Genomic DNA, 18,074 nt, shown 5'->3' on the forward strand with positions numbered 1-18,074 from the left:
ACCGCGAACGGAGGAAGGGAGCTGCCGCGTGGACTCCGAATGGCGGCCCGACACCGAGGCCGAGCGGGAGATGGCGGCCGCACTGGAAGCGGGCGACGGCAGGAAGTACGCCGAGCTGCTCATGTCGGTTCCGCTGTACCTGCCGACGCTGGCCGACGGCAGCGCGGCAGGCTGGCCGGACGGGTTGCCGGAGATGACCGGCGACCAGGTGCTCGCCTTTACCTCACCGGTCACGCTGTTCCACACGCTCGCCGGTCACGCGCGCGGCTACGAGGAACTCACCTTCGACGAGTTGCGGCAGCGCCTGCCGGACCCGGACACCCAGTTGATGGTCAACGCGGGATCGCCGATCGGGGTGTTCCTCACCCTGGGGCAGGTCGTCGCTCTCGCTGAGGGCACCGAAAGCCTGGTGCCGATCGACGACGTGCAGGACGCCGTCGTCGACGAGATGATGATCGAGCTGCGGCGCAGGTGCCTCGACGAACTCGGTGGGGACGAGGCGACGGCGGCCGCGGCGCTGACGGAGGTGGCTCCCAACGAGCTGGAACGCAAGCTGGAGAACGCCGTCGAGCATACCGACTTCGACGAATTCCTGCTGGCCCTGCTGAGTGCCGAGGTAGTGGTACCCACCACCGCCGCGGTGTCCGATCCCGGACGGATTCACGACCGTGGCTTTCCGTGGCGAATCGTGGGCGAGGACGAAATGCCGCTGATCCCGGTGTTCAGTTCGGCCGGGGTGCTCGACCACGTCGTTCCCGGAGGCCCGCACCGGGTCCAGGTGCCGTTCCTGGACGTGGTGGCGGCATGGCCGAGCAAGCAACACGTGCTGTGCTTCAACCCCGGCACGACCACCGAACTGATGTTGCCACCCGGCGGCGTGCCGGAACTGGCGGCTGCTGTCGCCGAGGCCGACGCCGACGAGCCACTCTGACCGGCGCGGCGGCGTGGTGGCCGCCGCTACCCGTTGTCGCCGATGGAGGCGAGCAGGTCGTCAAGCGTGAGCGTGGTGAGGTCGTCGCGGGTGGGCCGCCGCCCCAGCGAGCGCAGCCGCGTCGACTGCGACTTGCGCATCCGCTCCAGCAGCTTTCGGGCCTCACGCGCGTTGCCGAAGTTCTCGTCGCGTTCGAGCTGCGAGAACCATTCGAGCAAGGCGATTTCCACATTTTCGTCGAGTTGGTAGTCGGCGTTCTTCGCCAGGTGCACGGCGATGCGCACCAGCTGCTCCGGGGAGTAGTTCTCGAACTCCAGTGTCTTACCGAACCTGGAGGCAAGGCCGGGGTTGGCGTCGAGGAAGGTGCGCATCTCACCGGTGTAGCCCGCGACGATGACGGCGACCTCGTTGCGGTGATCCTCCATCAGCTTCACCAGCGTGTCGATGGCTTCCTGGCCGAAGTCGGCACCCCCGCCGCTGGAGCGGGACAGCGTGTAGGCCTCGTCGATGAACAGCACACCGCCACGGGCCTCGTCGAACGCCGACGCAGCCTTCTCGGCGGTGTGGCCGATGTACTGGCCGACGAGGTCACGGCGGGAGACTTCCTTGAACTTGCCGTGCGGCAGGATGCCGAGCGCCTTCAACAACTGGCCGTAGATTCGCGCGACGGTCGTCTTGCCGGTGCCCGGCGCGCCCGCGAACACCAGGTGGTTGCTGACAGTGCCGACGGAAAGCCCCTCGCTGCGTCGCCACTCGTTGACCTGGATCTCATCGATGAGTCCCCGTACTTCCGCCTTGACGCCGGCCAGGCCGATCATGGCGTCGAGCTCGCCGAGCAGCTTGTCGACCTGCTCCAGGTCCTTCTCCCTGTCCGTTTCGGCGGTGACGCCGACGGGCGGCCTGCCGCGGTCGGCCGTTCCTTCTCGGACCTCGGTCCTCGCGCCGTCGTCCAGCCGTATCCCCGGTGCCGCCGTGTTCTCGATCCGGCAGTTGTCGATGACCCCGCCGCAGCCCTTGCCCACCGCGATGCCGACGCCCTGCGTGTCGTGGATCCACGACGACGTGATGGACGGGGAGGTCTGGTCCGCCACCGCGATCCCCGCGTCGGCGGTCTGCGAGATCTCGCAGCGTTCGATGGCGGAGTCACCGGCCTGGTACAGGTACACGCCGCGGAAACCGCAGCCGACGATGGTGCAGTGGTTCAGCGTCGCGCGCGTGCCGAGCCGCAGGATCACGGCGTCGTCGACGATGTCACGGATCTCGCAACGTTCCACGACGCCGTCGGACTCCTCGAGTATCAGCCCGTACTGCCCGCCGGTGATCCTGGTGTTGCTGAGTTTGGCGTCGGCGCCGCCGGTGATGGACACCGCGGCCGCGTATCCGGCGGAGACGACACAGTCGGCCACCTTCAGCTGTCCGCCGAGGACCCGCAGCGCCGAGTTCTCCTCCGAGCGCAGGTTGAGCCCGATGAGTTGGAGCTTCGCGCCGACGGCCGACACCGCGGGTTGCTCGGGCAGCGCCGAATTGATCGTCACGGCGCCGGAATCCTGAGCCCGCAGCACGATGTCGGCATGCTGGATGGTGAGCGTCTCGATGTAGTCCCCGGCCGCGATCGAGATGACCGTTCCGGTTGTCGCCGCGTCGAGGGCATCCCGGATCGTCGGGAACGAACCACGCTGCTGCGGCGATACATGAAGGGTGCGTGCCATGGCTCCGGTTCGAGGCTGGGGGACTAGGGTCTGCGCAGCAAAACTACCGCAGAACGGGGGCAATGCGTGCGATCCGGATGGCAGCCCGCTGATCAACGTGAGGCCGACATGGTGGCGGCGGCACGGGACGGGCAGGGGCAGCGCTACGCGGAACTGGTGTTGTCCGGCCCGCTGTACCTGCCGAAACTGCCCGATCGCGACAGTGACGAGTGGTGGGACCTGGTGCGGGAGTTGACACTGCCCACCGAGAACGTGCTGGTCTTCACCTCGGTCGAGGCCATGTCGGCGGTGCTCGGCAGCTTCGTCCAGGGCTACCAGGAGACCGATTACGCCTCGCTCGTGCGGCGCTGGCCCAACCCGGGCTGGCTGCTCGCGCTCAATCCCGGACTTCCGATCGGATTGATCGCGCCACCAGCGGCGCTGTACGGCCTGGCCAACGGAGAGGTCGAGCTCACGCCGGTCGCGCAGGTGCAGGCCGACTACGAAGCGGGCGCGGAGGAAGCCGTACGGCACATCTGCCTGAGAGGGCTCGGCGCGCAGGACAAACCCGCCTACGCGAAGCCGCCGGTGAACGAATTGGAGGAGGCGCTGGCCGAGGCCGTTTCCCAGCAGGACGGCGACGGTTTTCTCAACGCGTTGCTGGCAGCCGAGGTCGTCGTCGCGGTGAGTGAGCCGGTGACCGACCCGACCGGGCTGACCGAGTCCGACTTCCCCTTTCACAAAACAGGCGAGGATTTCCCGGTAATCCCGGTGTTCAGCTCCACCGAAGTGCTGGACCACCTTGCGCCGAGCCTGCCACATCGGATGCGGTTGCCGTTTCTTGCGGTGCTCGCCAACTGGCCGGACGAAACGCACGTGCTGTGCTTCAACCCCGGAACCGAGACCGAGGTCGTTCTCTTCGGCGACACCGTTCTCGAGTTGGTCGCGGAGGTGGCCGACTCGCTGTCCGGAGGTGGAGAAGGTATCGGCCCCGCCGGGGGCCGACTCTGAGTCACGCCGGATGGGCTTCAAAAGCGTCGTACTGGGCCGTTAGTGTGAACCACGTCAAAAACCTGGGGAACCCACGAGACATGGCGAACCTCCAAACAGGTGGGCAGCCATGTTGGCCTACGAAGCACGGTGGTGCGGTTTTCCTGAGTTGCTTTAGCGATTGAGGTGGTCTTGTGGGCACACGGGGGCGACTGGGGGAGCTGATCCGGAGCTTTCGCAGGCGAGCGGGCTTGACCCAACAGGAGGTCGCCGATCTCGCCGGGCTCAGCGTGGCGGGGTTGCGTGATGTCGAGCAGGGACGGGTCACCAGGCCCCGCGCGTCGACCGTGCGCAGACTCGCCGACGTCCTGGGGCTGACGCTGGAGGAACTGGACACCCTGCTGCGCCGATCCAGCTCGGCGGTAGACGACGAGGACCTGCGGTTCGAAATCCTGGGACCGCTTCGCGTGGTGGTCGACGGCGCGGTGGTCGATCCGGGTTCGGAGAAGCAGCGCATACTCACCGGGCTGCTCGCGCTGTCGCCGAACACTCCGGTCGGGCGGGATTCGCTGGTCGAGGCGTTGTGGGGGGATTCGGCGGGCGCGGGGGCGGTCGACTCCCTGCAGTCGCGGATCTCCCGGCTGCGCAGGCGGCTGCGGCTTTCCGACACCGAAGGTGACGGCGTACTCGTCGCGACCAGAGGTGGCTACCAGCTCTCGGTGGCCGAGAGCCAGCACGACCTGCTGGCGTTCCAGCGGTTGGTCGAGCGCGCCCGCTCGGCGCGCGACGCGGGAGAGTTGGCCGAGGCGGCCAAGTTCTACGCGAGCGCGATGGCGTTGTGGCGGGGTGCTCCGCTGGAGGGTCTCGGGGCTCTGCAGTCACATCCGGTCGTGGTGGGGCTCGCTCGGGAATGCCCGATGGTGGCCGTGGAGTACGCCGACGTCGCCTACCAACTCGGCCACTACCAGGAACTGCTCCCGTTGCTGCAACGGATCGCAGAGGTCGAACCACTGCACGAGACGGTGCACGCCGCTTTGATGATCGCGCTGGCGGGCAGCGGCCAGCAGGCCGCCGCGCTGAACGTGTTCGACACCCTGCGCAAGCGGCTGGCGAACGAACTGGGTGCCGATCCCGGGCACGAGCTGGTGTCGGCCTACCAGCGGGTGCTGCGGCAGGAGGTGGCGCAGCCGGAGTTCTCGCCGGTCACCGCGCACCGCCAGCTACCACCGGACATCGCGGACTTCAGCGGTCGCGCGGCCGAACTCAAGCAACTCAGGGAAACACTTCCGCAAGCAGGTGGCGGCACCGCGGTTGCGATCAGCCTGATCGAGGGCATGGCTGGAGTCGGCAAGACTCGGCTGGCCGTGCGGCTGGCACACCAACTGCTGGCCGAAGGGCGCTACACCGAGCAGCAGCTCTATGTGGACCTTCGCGGCCATTCCGACCAGCCACCTGCCGACCCGAGCGCGGTCTTGGCCTCGTTCCTGCGATTGCTGGGCGTACCGGGAGACCAGATACCGCCGAACATGGAAGAGCGGTCCATCCTGTACCGGGACCGCCTCTACGGCAAGCAGGCGCTCGTGTTGCTCGACAACGCGGCGGGAGAGGACCAGGTGCTTCCGCTGCTTCCCGCGGGCCCCACCAATCTGGTGTTGATCACCAGCAGGCGGGCGCTCGCGCTCGACGGGGCACGTTCGTTGCCGCTGGACGTGTTCCGTCCCGACGAGGCGACGCAACTCCTCGAGCGTGTGGTGGGGCGTGGCCGGGTGCACGCCGAACGCGCCGCCGCGGAGCGGGTCGTGGAGCTGTGCGGCCGACTTCCGCTCGCGGTCGCGCTCGCGGGCAGGCGGTTGCAGTCGCGGCCGGTGTGGGGGTTCAACGAGCTGCTGTCGCGGCTGGGGCAAAGCTGTGACCGGGTCGGCGAGCTGGCGGTGGGCACGAGAAGGCTGCAGGCGGTTTTCGACCTGTCCTACGACGCGCTCGATCAGGCCGAGCGGCGGACCTTCCACCTGCTCGGCCTCCATCCCGGAGACACTTTCACCGTCGACGCCGCGGTGGCGCTCACCGGGCTCACCCCGCTGCGGGCGCGCAGGCTGCTCGACCGGCTCGCCGACGAGCACCTGGTCGACATCGTCAACGGCGACACCTACCGGCTGCACGACCTGCTCGCCGCGTACGCCCGCAATGTCGCCGAGCGGGAGGAGAGCGAGGAGTCACGCAGGGCGGCGATCGGGCGACTGCTGGACTTCTACCTGCACACGGCGGCGCAGGCCGCTCAGCGGCTGCAGGCCAATCCGGTGGAGCTCGATCTGGCAGGTAGCGCGCCGGCCTACCTGCCACGGTTGGCCAGCAAGGAGGAGGCCAAGCACTGGCTGGACAGCGAACGGCCCAACCTCATCGACGCGGTGACGCTGGCGGCCGAACACGGCTGGCCCGGCCACGCCTGGCAGCTGACCAGGTCGCTGCGGGAGTACCTGCACCTCTACGGCTACGGGCACGACCAGGACTGGGTGCGGGTCCACGAGGCGGCACTCGCGGCGGCCGTCGCCGCGGGCGACGAGGTCGGCGAGGCGCTGACCAGAACCGATCTCGCCGCCGCTTACCTGAACCACGGGCGCGGCGAAGACGCCCGGCGACACCTGCTGCACGCCCTGCGGTTCCACCGCGAGGTCGGCGACCGCAAACTCGAGTGCTCCACCCTCAACTCGCTGGGTCGGCTCTGCTACCGGTTCGGCGACTTCCGCGAGGCGGCGCGGTACCTGCAACAGGCCGCCTCGCTGTGCCTTGGACGCGACAGTTACCTGGAACAGACCACGCGGGCCTACCTCGGCATGGTCTCGCTGGTGTTCGGTGACACCGATGAGGCGCTCGAGCACTACGCGCACAGCCTGAGGCTGGCTCGAAGGCTCGGCAACACCGACGGCGAAACCCACATGCTCGCCGAGATCGGCTGGGTCGAGTGGCGGCTGGGCAGGCGAGCCGACGCCACCGCCCATTTCGACAAGGCGCTGGCCGTGGCCACCAGCAACGGGCTGTCCCCGAGGGAGGCTCACGTGCGTCATCGGCTCGCCGACGTGCTGCGCAGTCAGGGTTGCCTCGTGGAAGCGCTCGACAACCTCACCGAAGCGCTGCGAATCGTGCGCGCGGTCGGTGGGGACACCTCGGAGAGCGACGTGCTCATCGACCTCGGTGCCACCTACCGGGAGATCGGCAACATGCCTACGGCGTACACGTTGCTCGACGAGGCCATCCGCTCGGCGATCAAGCGTAAGGAGCGCTACCAGGAAGCCAGGGGACTCAACGAACTCGCCGAGCTGCACCGGTGCACCTCGCGTGCCGAGCTCGCTCGGGACAACTGGCGACGAGCGCACGCGCTGTTCGCCGAACTGGGCACACCGCAGGCCCGGGAGCTGCAGGCGTTGACCTGTGACGTCGGTTCGGTCGCCTGAGCTCACCGGGCGTTGGGGTGGCTGCGCCGAGTCAGCGCGGGGACATCCGCAGTGCGCCGTCGAGCCGGATGACGTCGCCGTTGAGGTAGTCGTGCTCAACGATGTCGAGCGCCAGTTGCGCGAACTCGTCGGGGCGGCCGAGCCGTTTCGGGAACGGCACCCCTTCGGCGAGGCCCGCGCGGAACTCCTCGCTGACCGTGGCGAGCATCGGGGTGTCGATGATGCCCGGTGCGATGGTCATCACCCGGATTCCCGCTGACGCCAGGTCGCGGGCCGCGGGCACCGTCATACCCACCACCCCGCCCTTCGACGCGGAGTACGCGATCTGCCCGATCTGGCCCTCGAACGCGGCGACGGAAGCGGTGTTGATGATTACCCCGCGCTGATCGTCTCGCAGCGGCTCGGTCTGTGCGATGGCCTGTGCCGCCACCGTCAGCACGTTGAAGGTGCCGACCAGGTTCACCTCGACGACCCTGCGGAACAGGTCGAGGTCGTGCGGCCCCTTCCTGGACAGGATGCGCGCGGACGGCCCGATGCCTGCGCAGTTGACGACGATGCGCAGCGGCACACCGCTGCTCGTCGCTCGGTCGACCGCGTCGCGTACCTGGTCCGGCTCGGTCACGTCCGTCCGGACGTAGGTGATGCCCTCCACCTCGGGCGCGGTTTCGATCGCGGCCGGTAGGTCGAGGGCGAACACCTGGGCGCCCCGCTTCGCGAGCGCGGCGGCGGTTGCGCCGCCGAGGCCGGAGGCGCCGCCGGTCACGATGGCTGCGGTGTCGGTGATCTGCATGTTCTTCCCTTCTCACTGCTGAGAACCACGACCAGGTTAACGCTCGTTCGCGCGGGCGAAATGTCGACCAATGGCCGCTTCGCGGTGCCCCTGGTGTTCGCCCGCGGGTCAACTGCCGGTGTGACCGTCGAGGAATGCACGCTGCATCGATCGTCGTGGTCGGTACCGGGTACGTGGGTCTGACGACGGGAGCCTGCCTCGCCTGCCTCGGCCACCGGGTCACCTGCGTGGACGTCGACGCGGCCAAGGTGGCTCGGCTCGCCGCGGGCAGGGTGGACATCATGGAACCGGGGCTGGCCGGACTCGTCGCGCGCGGACTCACCGGTGGCACGCTGTCCTTCACCGTGGAGGCGCGGGCCGCTGTGGAGTCGGCCGACGCCGTCTTCCTGTGCGTGCCCACCCCGATGGGGGCGGGCGGCGCGGCCGATCTTCGGGCGGTGGAGTCGGCCGTCGCCACGATGGCGAACTCGCTGCCCTCGGATTCCGTGCTGGTGACGAAGTCGACCGTTCCGGTGGGGACGGCGCGGCGAATCGGTGACCTGCTCGGTCGCGACGACGTGGCCGTGGTGTCGAACCCGGAGTTCCTCAGGGAAGGTACGGCCGTTGCCGACTTCCTCGGACCGCAGCGAATCGTCGTCGGCTCGGACACGCCCGGAGCCGCCGAGCGGGTCGCCGCGCTGTACCGGCTGCTTGAGGCTCCCGTCGTCGTCACCGACGCCGCCAGCGCCGAACTGGTCAAGTACGCGGCGAACTGCTTCCTGGCGACCAAGCTCTCGTACGTGAACTCGATCGCGGAGCTGTGTGAACGGCTGGGGGCCGACATCGACGCGGTCACGCGCGGAATGGGATACGACAGCAGGATCGGGCGATCGTTTCTCTCGCCGGGGCCGGGCTGGGGTGGTTCGTGCCTGCCGAAGGACACCAGCGCGCTGCTGCGCATCGCCGACGCGGTGGGTTTCGACTTCCGGCTGCTGTCGGCGGCGGTCGAGGACAACCTCGCACAGCGCGACCGGGTGGTCGCGAAGGTGGCGAACGCCGTGGGCGGCGAGCTCGCCGGAGCGCGGATCGGGCTGCTCGGCCTCGCGTTCAAGGCGGGAACCGACGACCTGCGGGACTCACCCGCGCTGTCGGTGGCCTCGGTGCTTTCCGCCCACGGTGCGCGGCTTTGCGCCTACGATCCCGCCGTGACAGGGCCGCTGCCGGGCATGGCCGTCACCGACGATCCCTACCGGGTCGCGCGGGGAGCCGACGCGCTCGTGGTGCTCACCGAATGGCCGGAGTTCACCCAGCTGGACTGGACCTACGTCGCCGACCTGATGCGCGGCACGGCCGTCGTGGACACCCGGAACCTGCTGTCGCCCGCGTCGTTGCGTGACGCGGGGCTGCGGTGGACCGGCCTCGGCAGGTCAACGAACCGTATCGATGCCACTTCTGTTAGTTGAGCGAACAAAGCTATTCCCCTTATGGTCTGGGAGTGTTCACGACCAGACCAGAGCTCGCCGGTACCCACGGCATGGTGGCCTCCACCCACTGGCTTGCCTCGGCAACGGGCATGGCGGTGCTCGAGGACGGCGGCAACGCCTTCGACGCGGCCGTCGCGGCGGGTTTCGTTCTCCAGGTGGCGGAGCCGCACCTCAACGGCCCGGCAGGGCAGGTGCCCGCGATCTTCGTGACCGCGGCCGCGCGCACCCCGAAGGTGCTGTGCGGGCAGGGGGTCGCTCCATCGGCCGCGACCTCCGGACATTTCGCCGACCTGGGCCTCGACCTGATCCCGGGCAGCGGCTTGCTGGCGGCCACCGTGCCGGGTGCGTGGGACGCCTGGCTGCTGCTGCTTCGGGACCACGGCACCAAGCGGCTGCGTGACGTGCTCGGCTACGCGATCTCCTACGCGTGGAAGGGCGTTCCGGTGGTCGGCCGCATCACCGAGACCATCGACACCGTGGCCGAGTTGTTCGCCAACCACTGGCCCACCTCGGCCGGGCTGTGGCTGCCCGGCGGGGAGGCGCCCGCCCCCGGCTCGTTGCACCGCAACCCGACCTTGGCACGCACCTGGCAACGGCTGCTCGCCGAGGCCGAGACCTGCTCGGGGCGAGAGGAGCAGATCGAGGCCGCCCGCAGGGCGTGGTCGCACGGATTCGTCGCCGAGGCGATCGATGAGTTCAGCAGGAACGCCTTCCGCGACGACAGCGGTCGCGACCATGCCGGGCTGCTCACCGGCGACGACCTCGCCGCCTGGGAGGCCAGCTACGAGGACGCCGTCGTCACCGACTTCGGCGAGTGGAGTCTGGTCAAGTGCGGAGCCTGGACCCAGGGCCCCGTGCTGGCGCAGCAACTGCGCATGCTGGAGGGCTTCAGTGACGAGTTGGCGTACCTGGACGGTAGGCCGACGGCGCGGACGGTGCACCTGGCCACCGAATGCGCCAAGCTGGCCTTCGCCGACAGGGAGGCCTGGTACGGCGACTCGAACGTCGACCTGGACCTGCTGCTGTCGCGCGAGTACGCCGAGCAGCGACGCAAGCTCGTCGGTGACGAGGCCAGCGGTGAACTGCGTCCCGGTGGTGCCGACCCGAGACTGCCCAAGGTCATCGAGGCCACTCGTGGTCGCCGCGCCGAGGGCGGTGCCGTCGGGGAGCCGACCGTCGACCCGGCGGGCCGCACGCGCGGCGACACCGTGCACATCGACGTGGTCGACGCCCACGGCAACATGATCTCGGCTACCCCGTCCGGTGGGTGGCTGCAGTCCTCGCCGACCATCCCGGAGCTGGGGTTCTGCCTGGACTCCCGCGCCCAGATGTTCTGGCTGGAACAGGGCCTGCCCAATTCGCTCGCCCCCGGCAAGCGTCCGAGGATCACCCTTTCACCGTCGATGGCGCTTCGGCACGGCGAACCGGTGCTGGCCTTCGGCACCCCAGGCGGCGACCAGCAGGACCAGTGGCAGCTGTGCCTTTGGTTGGCGCACACGGTCGGTGGACTGAACCTGCAGGAGTCGATCGACGCGCCCGCCTGGCACACGACCTCGTTCCCCAGCTCGTTCTACCCACGCGCCTGGACACCGAAGGAGCTGGTGGTGGAGTCCAGGATCGGCGAGGCGGCACTGCGCGAACTCGCCGAGCGCGGACACGAGGTGGTCGACGCGGGTCCGTGGGCGCTGGGCAGGCTCTCCGCCGTGTCCCGCGATCCCGCGAGCGGCATCCTGCGTGCCGCGGCCAACCCACGCGGCATGCAGGGCTACGCGGTGGGTCGCTAGCCGGTCGTGGTCGTCGGGTCCTGCGCGATCACCCAGTACTCGCCGAACCGGTCGCCGTCGAGCCGCAGCAGGTCATGCCCGTGGAACTCCACCGGCTCACCACCGTAGCGGCCCCTGCCCACCCAGCGGGCGGCCACGAGGTCGCCCTGGACGAGCGGGCCGACCTCGATCTCGAACCGCAGCGCCTCGATCAACTCCCTGCCCTGCCGCACGACGGCGGCGAGCTGATCGGGGCCGGTCACCAGGCTGGGCTGCCCCGGCCAGTGTCCGGTGAAGTCGTCGGTGACGATCGAGCGGGCGATCCTCTCCAGTTCGTCGAGGTCGCCGTTCCACAGCTCGTACAACCAGCGTTCGTACATGCTCACCGTTCCCAGAGCCAGAACTCGACTCCTTGGTTGTCGGTACAGTCGGCCGTTCGTCCGTAGGGTTCCCGCTTGACCGAACTCACCTCGCCGCCGTTGTCGCGCACCCGGTCGGTGGCCGCGTCCAGATCGTCGACCGCGTACATCAGCTTCCAGCCCGCGTAGGACTGCCCTCCCCACAGCCCGCCTTCGGCCAGCCCGCTGCCCTCGATCCGCCATGCCCTCGGCACGGTGCCCGTGTCGAACCGCCAGCCGAGTACGGCGCCGTAGAAGCGCTTGGCGGCCTCGTCGTCGGGCACGGTGAAGGTGAAGTACCCAGCTTCGCCATGCCGAGGTGCAACGGGGCTCTCGGTTTCGGCGGGGGACGGCCCCGCTACCTGCGCCACCAGCCAGCGCTGCCCGAACGGGTCGCGGATACGGCCCATCACGCCGTGTCCGCGGTCCTCGACCGGACCGATCGGTTCGGCACCCCGCTCCACCGCCAGCTCCACCGTCGCCCGCACGTCAGGTACCTCGACCCGCACCGCTGCCCCACCCTCGGCCGCGACGACGTTGCCGACCTCGGGGAATTCCTCCGCGAGCATGAGCACGGAATCGCCGATGGCCACCTCCGCGTGGCCGACCTTGCCGTCAGCCATCACGATCAGCTCACCCAGCCTCGTGGCGCCGAAGACCTCGACGTAGAAGTCCACCGCGGCCCGTGCATCGCGCACCGCGAGGTAAGGGGCGAGCGAGCGCGTCCGTGCGGGTGCCTGAACCTGTGCGGTCGTCATAGCTGTACCTCCTGTTTCGCCGCCGAGGATCGCCGCACGCAACGCCTCCCGCAGCGCGGCGGCGAAACCCGGATCGGGTTCGACGGGTTCGTGTGGTTGTCGCAAGGCGTGGAAAGCATCGAACGGGTCAGTCATCGCCTGCCTCCCCAACCTGGCGCCGGTACTGCCGCCGGAACGCGGCGCGCGCCCTGGCCAGCAGCCCCTCGGTGGCGTGCGTCGTGCGGCCGAGCAGGTCCGCGACCTCGGCAACGCCCAGCCCGTCCAGATAGCGCAGCGTCAGCGCCGACCTGTGGTGTGCTCCCAACTCGGCCAGTACCTGCCTGGCGACGAGCGCGTCCAGCTCTGCCTCCCACGGGTCAGCCACATCCGCGCCGTTCACGCCGTCGCCGACCTCCGAGGCGTCCCGCACGAGACGCAACGCTCGCTCCTCGCGCTCGCGACGCCGCCAGTGGTCGACGAGCTTGTGTCGCGCGATGCCGATCAACCACGGGACGCTCACCGGCGGCGAGGCCTGCTTGCGGCAGGCGCCGACCGCGCCGAGGAAGGTCTCCGACGTCAACTCCTCGGCCAGCGTGCGATTACCGCAACGCGACAGCAGATAGCCGTAGACCTCCGGCAACGCCTGCTCGTACACCTCGAGCAACGCGAATGCCGGGTCTGGCCGGACCCGTGGGTACGTCACACCCCTATCGTCGTCCGGCGAGCGGGTGCTCCAACGCCTTCCGCCGACCTTTTCACCCGGCGTAGCTTGTTCGGCATGCCGACCACGCATCACCACAGCTGCACGCTCTGTGAGGCCACCTGCGGCATCACGGTGACCGTGGCCGACGATCGAGTGGTGGGCATCCGGGGTGACTCCGACGACCCGGTCTCTGCGGGATACATCTGTCCCAAGGCCACCGCACTGGCCGACCTGCACCACGACCCCGACCGGCTACGCAGGCCGTTGGTTCGCGGTGGTGTGGACGAGTGGTTCGAGGTGAGCTGGCCTGCCGCCATCGAACTCGCCGCGGCGGGGCTGCGTGACGTCAGGCAGCGGCACGGCAAACACGCGCTCGCCGTGTACCAGGGCAACCCGACCGCCCACAACCTCGGGCTCATCACCTACGGCCAACCGTTCTTCCGTGCGCTGCGGACACCGAACCTGTACTCGGCCACCTCGGCCGACCAGCTGCCGCACATGCTGGCCGCGCTGCAGATGTTCGGCCACCAGCTACTCATGCCGGTACCCGATATCGACCGCACCGACCTGTTCGTCTGCCTCGGCGCGAACCCTGCCGTGTCGAACGGCAGCATCATGACGGCGCCGAACGTGCGTTCCCGGCTCAAGCGCGTGCGCAGGGTCGTGGTGTTCGACCCGAGGCGCACCGAGACAGCCGACCTGGCCGACGAGCACGTGTTCATCCGGCCCGGCACCGACGCGTTGCTGCTGCTCTCACTGGTCAACGTGCTGTTCACCGAACACCTGGTGTGCACGGGCAGGCTGACCCCCCGGCTGACCGGGTTGGAGATCCTGCGAGTGGCCTGCCGGGACTTCACCCCCGAGCGCACCGCCGCCGTGACCGGAGTGGACCCGGCCAGGGTGCGTGCGCTCGCCAGGGAGCTGGCCACGACGCCGCGCGCCGTGGTTTACGGCCGCGTCGGCCTGTGCACCCAGGAGTTCGGAGGGCTGGCCGCGTGGCTGATCGTGGTGGTGAACGCGCTGACGGGACACCTGGACGAACCGGGTGGCGCGATGTTCACCACGCCCGCGATCGACGCCATCCCGCTGGCCACGGTCACCGGGAACCGGGGCAGTTTCGACAGCTACCGCAGCCGGGTGCGCGGGCTGCCCGAGTTCGGCGGCGAACTGCCCGTCGCCGCGCTCGCCGAGGAGATCGACACACCGGGTGAGGGGCAGATCCGGGGACTCATCACCTCGGCGGGCAACCCGGTGCTGTCCACCCCCAACGGCGCGCGGCTCGACGACGCGCTCGCCGGGCTGGACTTCATGGTGTCGATCGACCCCTACCTCAACGAGACCACCCGGCACGCCGACGTGATCCTGCCGCCGACCGCGCCGCTCGAGCGGCCGCACTACGAACTGGCGCTGGCGAACTACTCGGTGCGAAACGCGGCCAAGTACTCGCCGTCGGTGCTGCCGCGTGGTCCCGAACAGCGACACGACTGGGAAATCGTGCTGGAGTTGGCCAGCCGGGTGCTCGGCGGCGGGGCGGCCGCGCGGTTGCTCGGTCGCTTCGGCCCCGAACCGCTGCTGGAGCTGGGCCTGCGTGTCGGGCCCCACGGGCTGCGCAAGCTGCGAGGAGGGCTCTCACTGGGCAAGCTCAAGCGGCGGCCGCACGGGGTTGACCTCGGTCCGCTGCGGCGAAGGCTGCCGGGCAGGCTCGCGACACCGGGCAAGCAGGTGCACCTGGCGCCGCGTGTCTATCTCAACGATCTGCCGAGGTTGCGCAGGCTGCTGGCGCGGCAGCGGGACGACGCACTCGTGCTGATCGGCAGGCGCCAGCTGCGCAGCAACAACTCCTGGATGCACAACAGCGAGCGACTGGTGAAGGGCAAACCCCGCTGCACGCTGCTGGTCCACCCCGACGACGCGCGAGAGCGCGGGCTCACCGACGGCGGCAGCGCCAAGCTGTCGTCGGCGAAGGGCACCGTCGAGGTGACCGTCGAGGTGACCGACGCGATCATGCAGGGCGTGGTGAGCCTGCCGCACGGCTGGGGGCACCACCGCACCGGCGTCCTGCTGGGGGTGGCGACAAGGCAACCAGGGGTGAGCGTCAACGACGTCACCGACGAGCACCTGGTGGACGAACTCACCGGCACCGCGGCGTTTTCCGGTGTCCCGGTGCACCTACAGGCATGAGGACGCCTTCTGCTGGCCGCCGCGTGGTTCGCAGGTTGCTGCCGAGCACGGTCACCAGCACGGTGAGCACCGGTTGGCCGTCGATGGCGAGGCCGAACGTCTCTGGCAGCCGCGGGATGACCACCTACACGCCGTCGAACGAGCAGACCGAGGCCAAGCTGCCCGCTCCCTCCTGAGAGGGAGCCGGTCCGCTCCTGCGCGGGAAGCGCGAACCGGCGCCGTGCGGTGATGCTCGAAGGCATGAGAAAGCACGGCATGAGAAAGCACGGCATGGAAAAGCTACGCCTCGCCGTCGGGTACGCGGCGATCGCGGGCACCCTGCCTTACCTCGCGCTCAAGTTCAGCTGGCTTTCCGGTGGCGACCTCGGGGTGGTCGACCCCGAAGCCATGGCCACGCCGGAGATGTACTTCGGCAACGCGTTTACGGCGGGCATGGACGTCGTCGCCATCGTCGTCGCGCTCGCCTTCACCCACGACTGGGGCAACCGGCTGCCCGCCTGGCTCGTGCTGTTCCCCGCCTGGGTGGGTACCGGGTTCCTCGCACCGATCGTGCTGAGCGCACCGGTGATCGGCTTCGACCTCGCCCTCGGCGAACGGCCCGACGACGTGCTGGCGCACTGGGTGGTTCCGGTGGTCTACGGCAGTTTCATATGGCAGGGGTGCACGCTGCTGACCGCGTTCGTGCTGTACGCAAGGCAGCGTTGGCCGCACGCGTTCGCCGCGGGCAGGCACCTGGGCAGGCCGGGCGTGCTGGGTGGCAGCGGCGCGGCACTGGCGGTTCTCACCGCGGTCGCGCTGCTCGTACGGGCATACACCGGCACCGGCTCGCCCGCGACTCGGTTCGTGGAGGGGCTGGTCGGCGTGCTGGCACTGGTTGCCGCCGCGGCGGTCGTGGCACGGGTGAGAGCACCACGCCGCGCGTGGTGGCCGGTGGTGGCCGGGTGGACGGGCTCGGCCGCCATGTTCTCCGGCGGTTTCTGGGCGACGTTCACGCTCGCCGGATTCACGGCCTCACCCGGTGTTGGGGAGGTGCTGGTGCGGTCTGGTCAGACACTCGGCGGCGTGCTGCTGGCTGCCGCGCTGCTGGGAACGGCACGGGCGGCAAGCGGCGCTGCCGCTTCCGAGCGGGCGCGCCACGCCGTGCCGCAGCGGTAGCGTGCGGCCCGCCCTGCCGTCGCGTCAGGGTTGGTCGAGCCCGGCGGTCGAGCGGCGCCGCGCGCGCTGGACGGTGCGCGTCGCTCGAACCACGAAGACCACGGCGACGATCACGACGAGCGTCAGCTGAAGCCACATGCCGCCTCCTTTCCCGGGGGCGATGGTGCGGCCTAGCGCCTGCGAGGTGGGGGAGGCGACTCGCCGACGCGGCCCATCTCGCCCTCCCGGGCGACGCGGCGAGGAGCGGCGGTGCCACTTCTGGGCGGCGGCTGTGCAGGTCGCCGCGCAGCCGGCTGCGCCGAGGCCTGCTGGCCGGGCTGCGCCGAGGGGGGTTGCGCTTTCGGCAGGGAACGCGGCGGCGGTGCGGGTGGGCGGCGTTGCTCGCGCTGCGGGTCGCCCTGTTGCTGACCGGGCTGCCTACGCACCGGTCTGCGTGGCCGCTGACCGGGTTGCCGACCCTGTTGCCGACCCTGCTGCCGGGGCGGGCGCCGCGGCGCGGGCTCGATCCTCGGCAGTTCGAGGGTGATCTCGTTGGCCAGCGCCTGCGCCGAACCTACATCCACGGTCTCCGAGGGCGGCTTCGCGTCCTGCTCCTGCGCCGAGTGGGACTTCGATCGCGCTCCGATACGCGACAGCTTCCGCGCCAGCGAGTGGCTGGGCCGCTCGACGAAGCGGTAGCTCACCTCCACGACGGCGAAGGTGCACACGATGGCGATGGGCAGCGCGACGGCGAACGGCACGGCGGGACGCAACACCCCGAGCACCACGAACAGCACGAGGGCATGCAGCAGGTAGAGCGAGTAGCTTCGCTCGGACAGTTCGGTCCAGATGCGCCGTTGCTTCAGCTTGGGCTCGGCGAACATGCCGAGCAGGAAGCACGCCACCGCGAAGGCCAGCGCCAGGTTGTAGGAGTTGTCGATGCGGCCGACGTCGATGATGTCGGCCAGCACGTACAGCATCCACGCCAGCGCACCGAAGACACTGCCCACCCACAGCGGGATGCGCTTGGTCGTCACCGCCCAGATCGTCTGCCCGATGACCATGATGGGCAGGTAGGAGACGTTCACCGCGAACAGCGAGTACGACTCGTTCAGCGCGCTACGGCTCATCAGCACCACGAACACGAACGTCAACTCGATCGCGATCGTCAGCCACACCGAACGCCGCAGCACGGGCAACAGCACGAACAGCAGCGCGTAGAACAGCACCTCGATGATCATGGTCCAGGCCACCGGCATCAGCACCACCTGCGGATAGAGCAGGTAGTTGACCAGCATCCAGTTCGTGAACATCGTCCACGGCGTCAGCTCCTGTGACTGGCCCGTCGACTGCGGTTCCAGCTGCGCCCACAAAGCCAGGGACGTCAGCAGCAGCACGAAGCCGAGCGGAAGGTAGACCCGGACGAACCGGTTGATCGCGAACCGGCGATGCCCCTGCCGCAACGCGATCGGGGTAACCACGAACCCGCTGACGAGGAAGAAGAACGGTACCGAGAGCTGCCCGATGCCCTGCTTGGCCATGTGCATCGGTTCGCTGGTGAACGTCTCGATGAAGTCGATGACCGGCGCATGCTCCCCGTTGGCACGCACCCACGGGCCGGGGATGTGGGTGTAGAACACCAGCAGCGCCGCGATGGACCTGCCGATGTCGATGAAGGCGATCCGTGTCTTCTCCGGGGAGCCCGGCGAATCCGGTGTGGTCTGTACCCCCAGCCTGGCCACCCCCTGATGCCTGCCGTGCCGCCCTCGCGGCACACCGTAGGTCGTTGGCAGAGTAGCGCTCGCGGGCAGGTCGGCGAATCACAACCCGACAGATCACCCCCAACC

The 18,074-nt window shown here is 69.3% G+C and carries 14 protein-coding genes; 8 read left to right on the forward strand and 6 right to left on the reverse strand.

Annotation, left to right across the window (positions count from 1 at the left end; all coding sequences use genetic code 11):
- Positions 1-28 precede the first annotated feature (28 nt).
- Positions 29-931 (forward strand): SseB family protein, encoded by a 903-nt coding sequence (locus SACMADRAFT_RS01250; RefSeq protein ID WP_009151955.1) that lies wholly within the window; start codon positions 29-31, stop codon positions 929-931.
- A 26-nt stretch (positions 932-957) separates the two neighbouring features.
- Here SACMADRAFT_RS01250 and SACMADRAFT_RS01255 read toward each other — a convergent pair whose 3' ends face one another.
- On the reverse strand, positions 958-2,640 hold the full coding sequence (locus tag SACMADRAFT_RS01255; protein WP_009151956.1) for a right-handed parallel beta-helix repeat-containing protein: 1,683 nt from the start codon (positions 2,638-2,640) through the stop codon (positions 958-960).
- A 108-nt stretch (positions 2,641-2,748) separates the two neighbouring features.
- Between SACMADRAFT_RS01255 and SACMADRAFT_RS01260 the strand changes: the two genes are divergently transcribed.
- Both SACMADRAFT_RS01260 and SACMADRAFT_RS01265 read left to right on the forward strand, forming a co-directional pair.
- The gene (locus tag SACMADRAFT_RS01260; RefSeq protein ID WP_009151957.1) at positions 2,749-3,630 is read left to right on the forward strand and encodes an SseB family protein; all 882 of its coding nucleotides are present in this window, start codon (positions 2,749-2,751) and stop codon (positions 3,628-3,630) included.
- A 230-nt stretch (positions 3,631-3,860) separates the two neighbouring features.
- Positions 3,861-7,058: a tetratricopeptide repeat protein gene (locus tag SACMADRAFT_RS01265; protein WP_232285521.1), complete on the forward strand. Its 3,198-nt coding sequence runs from the start codon at positions 3,861-3,863 to the stop codon at positions 7,056-7,058.
- Between the two features lie 31 nt (positions 7,059-7,089).
- Here SACMADRAFT_RS01265 and SACMADRAFT_RS01270 read toward each other — a convergent pair whose 3' ends face one another.
- On the reverse strand, positions 7,090-7,848 hold the full coding sequence (locus SACMADRAFT_RS01270; RefSeq protein ID WP_009151959.1) for an SDR family NAD(P)-dependent oxidoreductase: 759 nt from the start codon (positions 7,846-7,848) through the stop codon (positions 7,090-7,092).
- 134 nt (positions 7,849-7,982) lie between these two features.
- On the opposite strand from SACMADRAFT_RS01270, the gene SACMADRAFT_RS01275 reads away from it, so the two are divergent.
- Together SACMADRAFT_RS01275 and SACMADRAFT_RS01280 are read left to right on the forward strand one after the other, a co-directional pair.
- Entirely contained in the window at positions 7,983-9,290 is a 1,308-nt protein-coding gene (locus tag SACMADRAFT_RS01275; RefSeq protein ID WP_009151960.1) for a UDP-glucose dehydrogenase family protein, read from the forward strand.
- A 32-nt stretch (positions 9,291-9,322) separates the two neighbouring features.
- Positions 9,323-11,095: a gamma-glutamyltransferase family protein gene (locus SACMADRAFT_RS01280; RefSeq protein WP_040925497.1), complete on the forward strand. Its 1,773-nt coding sequence runs from the start codon at positions 9,323-9,325 to the stop codon at positions 11,093-11,095.
- On the opposite strand, the gene SACMADRAFT_RS01285 is transcribed toward SACMADRAFT_RS01280, so the two are convergent.
- Genes SACMADRAFT_RS01285 through SACMADRAFT_RS01295 form a run of 3 tightly spaced genes read right to left on the reverse strand, consistent with a single transcriptional unit; the run spans position 11,092 to position 12,912 of the window.
- Positions 11,092-11,454 (reverse strand): nuclear transport factor 2 family protein, encoded by a 363-nt coding sequence (locus SACMADRAFT_RS01285; protein WP_009151962.1) that lies wholly within the window; start codon positions 11,452-11,454, stop codon positions 11,092-11,094. The two genes, SACMADRAFT_RS01280 and SACMADRAFT_RS01285, sit on opposite strands and share 4 nt — an antisense overlap.
- Before the next feature lie 2 nt (positions 11,455-11,456).
- Positions 11,457-12,365 (reverse strand): VOC family protein, encoded by a 909-nt coding sequence (locus SACMADRAFT_RS01290; RefSeq protein WP_009151963.1) that lies wholly within the window; start codon positions 12,363-12,365, stop codon positions 11,457-11,459.
- Entirely contained in the window at positions 12,358-12,912 is a 555-nt protein-coding gene (locus tag SACMADRAFT_RS01295) for an RNA polymerase sigma factor (protein WP_009151964.1), read from the reverse strand. Before SACMADRAFT_RS01295 ends, SACMADRAFT_RS01290 begins: the two co-directional genes overlap by 8 nt.
- A 75-nt stretch (positions 12,913-12,987) precedes the next feature.
- Between SACMADRAFT_RS01295 and SACMADRAFT_RS01300 the strand changes: the two genes are divergently transcribed.
- The 3 genes from SACMADRAFT_RS01300 (at position 12,988) to SACMADRAFT_RS01305 (ending at position 16,248) form a co-directional block, all read left to right on the forward strand.
- Positions 12,988-15,093: a molybdopterin oxidoreductase family protein gene (locus SACMADRAFT_RS01300; protein WP_009151965.1), complete on the forward strand. Its 2,106-nt coding sequence runs from the start codon at positions 12,988-12,990 to the stop codon at positions 15,091-15,093.
- Entirely contained in the window at positions 15,090-15,269 is a 180-nt protein-coding gene (locus SACMADRAFT_RS29770; protein WP_009151966.1) for a hypothetical protein, read from the forward strand. Before SACMADRAFT_RS01300 ends, SACMADRAFT_RS29770 begins: the two co-directional genes overlap by 4 nt.
- Before the next feature lie 64 nt (positions 15,270-15,333).
- Positions 15,334-16,248: a hypothetical protein gene (locus tag SACMADRAFT_RS01305; protein WP_198285919.1), complete on the forward strand. Its 915-nt coding sequence runs from the start codon at positions 15,334-15,336 to the stop codon at positions 16,246-16,248.
- Between the two features lie 170 nt (positions 16,249-16,418).
- Here SACMADRAFT_RS01305 and SACMADRAFT_RS01310 read toward each other — a convergent pair whose 3' ends face one another.
- The gene (locus SACMADRAFT_RS01310) at positions 16,419-18,002 is read right to left on the reverse strand and encodes an acyltransferase family protein (RefSeq protein ID WP_232285522.1); all 1,584 of its coding nucleotides are present in this window, start codon (positions 18,000-18,002) and stop codon (positions 16,419-16,421) included.
- Between the last annotated feature and the right edge of the window lie 72 nt (positions 18,003-18,074).

It is taken from the genome of Saccharomonospora marina XMU15 (genome assembly GCF_000244955.1).
Lineage (GTDB): Bacteria > Actinomycetota > Actinomycetes > Mycobacteriales > Pseudonocardiaceae > Saccharomonospora_A > Saccharomonospora_A marina.

Coding starts and splice junctions, on each gene's coding strand:
- SACMADRAFT_RS01270 (WP_009151959.1), bottom strand. CDS start 7,848: ATGCAGATCACCGACACCGCAGCCATCGTGACCGGCGGCGCCTCCGGC.
- SACMADRAFT_RS01260 (WP_009151957.1), top strand. CDS start 2,749: ATGGTGGCGGCGGCACGGGACGGGCAGGGGCAGCGCTACGCGGAACTG.
- SACMADRAFT_RS01305 (WP_198285919.1), top strand. CDS start 15,334: ATGAGAAAGCACGGCATGAGAAAGCACGGCATGGAAAAGCTACGCCTC.
- SACMADRAFT_RS01285 (WP_009151962.1), bottom strand. CDS start 11,454: ATGTACGAACGCTGGTTGTACGAGCTGTGGAACGGCGACCTCGACGAA.
- SACMADRAFT_RS01290 (WP_009151963.1), bottom strand. CDS start 12,365: ATGACTGACCCGTTCGATGCTTTCCACGCCTTGCGACAACCACACGAA.
- SACMADRAFT_RS01275 (WP_009151960.1), top strand. CDS start 7,983: ATGCACGCTGCATCGATCGTCGTGGTCGGTACCGGGTACGTGGGTCTG.
- SACMADRAFT_RS29770 (WP_009151966.1), top strand. CDS start 15,090: ATGAGGACGCCTTCTGCTGGCCGCCGCGTGGTTCGCAGGTTGCTGCCG.
- SACMADRAFT_RS01255 (WP_009151956.1), bottom strand. CDS start 2,640: ATGGCACGCACCCTTCATGTATCGCCGCAGCAGCGTGGTTCGTTCCCG.
- SACMADRAFT_RS01300 (WP_009151965.1), top strand. CDS start 12,988: ATGCCGACCACGCATCACCACAGCTGCACGCTCTGTGAGGCCACCTGC.